Raw genomic sequence first — 5,160 nt, 5'->3', positions numbered from 1 at the left:
GGAAACCAGAAAAATATGTCCAATCTGCAACGCTATCGTAAAAGGTAGATCTGATAAGCAATTCTGTTCGGCAAAATGCCGGTCTATTAACCAGTATGAACAGCGTCAAAAAAATGAGACATTTTATTTTAAGGTCGACAGACACCTTAATATTAACCGAAAACTGTTAAAGAAATACAATAGGTCTGGGTACACCACCATTAGGAAATCAGTCCTGATGGAAGAAGGATTTGATCCCACATTTTTCACCCATTATTGGAAAAACCAAAAGGGAGATGTTTACCTCTTTGTTTATGAATACGGTTTCTTAAAAAAAAGGCATAATGGAAAAGATAAATACATTTTGGTAATCTGGCAGGATTATATGGACGCTTCTCAAAAATAAATATGTTTGAAGCATTGAACATAATTAGGTTTACAAACAAATAGCCTTATCTGGAGAACGTGATACCTAGTTTATTTTTCGATTTACTTGTGGTAAATACCTAAAGGAAAATTATTCTCAAAAAAATGTAGTTGATTTACAACACCTCAACAAGACGTGTATCTTACTATATGGATTGACGACAAATTTTCCACAAACTCAACAATAGGTCACAATCTCAAAAAAGCACGCAAAAAGCACGCAACTAAATAAAAAAGGCAGCTACATTTTCATGTAACTGCCTGATTTAGAAGCTCCCCCTCTTGGGCTCGAACCAAGGACCCTCTGATTAACAGTCATATTTTACGGCCTAAACCAACAAATAACACAACTATAACAAAATACACTCAATTACCTATAAATAAAGGGATAGCACCTTTCATTTACTTATTTCTTAGTGGATTGGTATCGGTTAATTTATTAGATTTGTGTTACAATTATGTTACAAAGATGTTACAAAAATCAATTTAGCCATGAAAAAAGCAACTGCATCGGTTTACCTAGATAGTAGGCCAAAGAAGAATGGACAGCACTCTGTTAAAATTAGAATAACCTTTAATGGCATACGAAGGTATTATGCAACGGGAATTGATTTGCTAAAGGACGACTTTGAAACGATAATGTATGGCAAGCGAAGAAATGCAGGGCAAAAAAAAATAAATATCAAAATATCGTACTTCCTACAAAAGGCCCAAACCGTACTAGATAACCTCAGCATTTTTACTTTCGATAATTTTGAAGAAGGATATTTAGAACAGCGCAATGCTTTTGATAGCGTGTCATTTGCATTTGATAAGTACATTGATAGACTAAAAACAGAAAAAAGAGTAGGAACGGCATCAAGTTATAATTGTGCTAAAAATAGCCTAGAATTATTTAAAAAAGGTTTAACCTTTGCCGAAGTTACCCCAACATTTCTAAGAAAATACGAAAATTGGATGCTTGAAAACAAAAAAAGCATTTCCACGGTTGGTATTTATTTAAGAAGTCTAAGGGCCATCTATAATTACCAAGATGTTGATAATAGCCTATACCCATTTGGGCAAGGAAAAAACAAGTACACGATACCGAAGGGTAAAAACGAAAAGAAAGCCTTAACAATGGGGGAAATTGGAAAAATTTACAACTACCAAGCACCCCCAAATAGCACTAAGGAAATGGCCAAAGATTATTGGCTATTCCTGTACCTATGTAACGGCATGAACGTAAAAGACTTTTGTTTGCTAAAATGGAATAATGTTGACGGGGATATTATTAAATACCAAAGGGCAAAAACCAAGAGAAGCAATAGGACTAGTAAGCAAATTACTATTGCCTTAAAGGATGAAGCTAGGGAAATAATTAAGAAGTGGGGCCAACCCTCTATTGATAAAGGTGCTTACATTTTCCCTCACATTAAAAATGGTATGACAGCAGAAAAGCAGCGAGCCACGTACCAACAACTCACCAAAACAATTAACAAGTACATGAAGCAGATAGGTGTAGAGTTAAAGCTCGATAAGAAAGTAACAACGTACCACGCTCGCCATAGTTTTGCAACGGTTTTAAAGCGCTCAGGGGCTCAAACAGAAATGATAAGCGAATTACTTGGGCATAGCTCCGTAAGTGTAACACAAAGCTATTTAGACAGCTTTGAAGATGAACAGATACAACAACAAACGGACGTGCTTACAGACGGGTTCAAACAGGCTAACTAATACGATAAAAGAAAAATGGGAAATAAAAAGACAGTACCCAATTACATAGCCATAATAAACGACATCAAGAACCACGGGAAAGTCCCCGAACCAAACTCACTAGATGCGTTTAACCTCAAGCAAATCGAAGAAGTAAACAATACTATCAAAGATAAGATAGAGAGCCTAGAAAGGTCTTATAGGCCGATAGGTTACAAAGATATTGCAAAATTACCTTATGGCTTTGTAGCACCTGGCGAGCATAATCGCAAAATGGATAAGATAAAAAAACAAATAGATAACTTAAAGCAATATTTACAGGCTGATAGTCTAGCAACCTCAACAAAGGAAGTAGCACAACCAGTTAAAACTTTGACTGAAATTTTGAATGATAATTTATCAAAGCATAACTTTTTTAAACTAGAGAAAGTAAAGAATCTGACCGAGGAAAACCAAGCCCATTTAGTTGAAAAAATAAGCAACAATAGACTACCCTATGCCATTGCAATGCTCGATCATTTGGAGTTTATAGACTACTTATGGAGGAATGAATTTAATTATAACAAAACCACACTTAATAAAGAGATTTCAAAATGGTTTAAAAGCGACAAAGACGGTCGAACCGTAAGAGGTAACATTAACTCTCTTTCGGAAAGTTCAAAAGAAAACACAAGCCGCTATACAGCATACCTACACAAGGAAACGGTCATTAAAGACTACGAACAATTAAAATAGGGAGTACTCACATAGTCTTGCCCCTAAAAGCCCCGCATACCATTGTAGTTCACTTTTAAATAATTACTACAATGGAAACATTAAAGTTTGAAAATCTGCCCAGTGCAGTCGCTGAAATTCTAAAAGGACAAAGCGAATTAAAGGCCTTGTTACTTAACAAGGAAAAACCACAACCCGAAATTGAAGTACCTATACCTATCGATGAGGTTGTACCAATTACAGGGTTGACAAAACCCACCCTTTACGGATACGTACAGCGGAATGAAATACCCTACCATAAAAAAGGGAACCGCTTGTATTTCTTCAAGTCCGAAATTATTGACTGGATTAAAACAGGCAGGCAGAAAACTATAAAAGAGTTACAAGCCGATGCAGATGCTTATTTGTCTAACAATAAAAAAGGGCTGAAATAATGAATACTCACTATAACAGCCCAAATAATAGACAAGGGCAAGATACGACATTCGACACACAATCGACCCTTGTTTATAGGGCGTTTAAAGAATACCCGAAAACCATGTTAATGGTAAGTATTGAAACTGGAATATTAAGGGCCAATATTTGTCGTTACGTTGCTAGGTGGCGCAAATCAAACAGGATAGAGTCAGTTAAAACGGATTACTGCAAGATAACCAAGCACCCAGCAGGCTATTTAAGCACAAACCCCGATTTGTTCCCTAAGTCTAACCAATTAAAATTGTTTTAGGTTATGGAATCAAAAAGATCGAAGCACGAAAACCCAATTAATAAGCTTGTAAGGCTGGCCATGGGCGCAATTAGGAGCCATTACCCGAATGTTCCAAGCCATGCAATACCTAAGCCTAGATACACGGACAAGACGTCTAACGGGCTTACTAGATGCATTGTAGATTACATCAACTTAAACGGATACCAAGCGGAGCGGATTAATTCAACTGGCCGAATATTAGACAGCCGTAAAAAAACCCTTGGCAGTTTTGGAAGTGCCACCCTAGGAGGGGTTAGATGGATTAAAAGCAGTTCACAAAATGGAACTGCGGATATTTCCGCAACTATTAGAGGGCGTTCGGTCAAAATAGAGGTTAAATGCAAGGCTACAGGCGATAATTACCAAAGTCAAGCACAAAAGGACTACCAAGAGAAAATAGAGCAAGCAGGGGGCATTTACCTCATTGCTAGAGATTTTTGGGATTTCTTTACATGGTATCATAAATTCACTAAGTCATGAGCAAGGAAGAACGATATTTTAACTTTCCTATTCAGCTACTTGAAGGATTTATGCAGGATAGCCATACTGTATTAAACAATATTTTTGATTACGCCATTTATACCCATACTCTACGGTATACCCATGACAATGAAATTAATGTACAAGTAAGTTCTGCCTGTAAGTTTTTTGGTGTAACAGCAGGCAATGCTATTAAGTCCTATCACAATGGGGAAATGCTATACAGCAGTATTGAACCAAACTCCCCAATGGTAGGAATTAACAAGGACATGTTTTTTGACTATTATAAAGACGATAAAAACGAGTTCCACAAAGTATGCCTATTGGGTTTTTTGGCATTACGGAGCATAATACAGGATAAAAGATACATAAAGATAACTAATAACTATCTATGGGCGAGAATGGACGGCAAAGCAAAATCAATAAAATCCATTGATGAGCTATCAGCAGAGATACGAAAGTATGCCAATAATTACCAAACAAGAAAAATTAAAGAAGCACTAAGCAATGACTGGTATTTGCGGACCTACTCCTATTACACAAGAGGTTTTTACGTAAGCTTTAAGCTATCTATGGAAGAACTGGTATTAATAGCAGAAACCAATAGAGCATCATACAAGAACAAGAAACGAAAACAAGAAGAAAAAGAAGCACGGGAAAAGGCTATCAAACAACTATCGGCACCCCCCTAGGGTACCCCCTTACCTACCCCCTTGGGGAGGGGCATACCTACCCCCTTGCCTACCCCCTAGGGCACCCCCTCCCGATGGGGGGCCTTAACGCAACCTATAATAAAGGGGTTTACAAATTGTCTACAGTACCATTGTATTAATTTAAAGATGATGACAACCTATAAAAAGATACTTTAGAAAGATATTATAAAAAGAAACATCAACAATCGACGTAGAAGGTGTATTAACGTCGACACCTAACAACATAAACCTTACTGTTAACCTCTAAGAAGGTCGACAACAGCCATAAGATAAACCTATCACTTCATCATGACTTGATAGGTTTTTTCTATTCAGGTTATAGCCTTAAAAAGGTATTATGTTACAATTATGTTACAAGAGGAAATAAAAAAAGGGCTACATTTCTGTAACCCTTTGATTATCAAA

At 36.7% G+C, this 5,160-nt stretch carries 6 protein-coding genes; all 6 read left to right on the top strand.

The window, feature by feature from the left end; all coding sequences use genetic code 11:
• Positions 1-13: 13 nt before the first annotated feature.
• The 6 genes from F1E73_RS16345 to F1E73_RS16320 all read left to right on the top strand — a co-directional run bounded on the left by F1E73_RS16345 (position 14) and on the right by F1E73_RS16320 (position 4,734).
• On the top strand, positions 14-385 hold the full coding sequence (locus F1E73_RS16345) for a hypothetical protein (RefSeq protein ID WP_150452568.1): 372 nt from the start codon (positions 14-16) through the stop codon (positions 383-385).
• Positions 386-897: 512 nt separating this feature from the next.
• The gene (locus F1E73_RS16340; RefSeq protein ID WP_150452567.1) at positions 898-2,121 is read left to right on the top strand and encodes a site-specific integrase; all 1,224 of its coding nucleotides are present in this window, start codon (positions 898-900) and stop codon (positions 2,119-2,121) included.
• A 15-nt stretch (positions 2,122-2,136) separates the two neighbouring features.
• A complete protein-coding gene (locus F1E73_RS16335) occupies positions 2,137-2,835 on the top strand; it encodes a hypothetical protein (protein ID WP_150452566.1) in 699 nt (232 codons plus the stop codon).
• A 71-nt stretch (positions 2,836-2,906) separates the two neighbouring features.
• Complete coding sequence (locus F1E73_RS16330; RefSeq protein ID WP_191089047.1) at positions 2,907-3,248, top strand: helix-turn-helix domain-containing protein; 342 nt, start codon at positions 2,907-2,909, stop codon at positions 3,246-3,248.
• A gap of 296 nt (positions 3,249-3,544) precedes the next feature.
• Positions 3,545-4,042 (top strand): hypothetical protein, encoded by a 498-nt coding sequence (locus F1E73_RS16325; protein WP_150452564.1) that lies wholly within the window; start codon positions 3,545-3,547, stop codon positions 4,040-4,042.
• Complete coding sequence (locus F1E73_RS16320) at positions 4,039-4,734, top strand: hypothetical protein (RefSeq protein WP_150452563.1); 696 nt, start codon at positions 4,039-4,041, stop codon at positions 4,732-4,734. Before F1E73_RS16325 ends, F1E73_RS16320 begins: the two co-directional genes overlap by 4 nt.
• Positions 4,735-5,160: the final 426 nt, after the last annotated feature.

This window comes from Arenibacter lacus (assembly GCF_008711145.1).
Taxonomy (GTDB): Bacteria; Bacteroidota; Bacteroidia; order Flavobacteriales; family Flavobacteriaceae; genus Arenibacter; species Arenibacter amylolyticus.
This window is presented reverse-complemented; position numbering and strand designations above follow the sequence as displayed.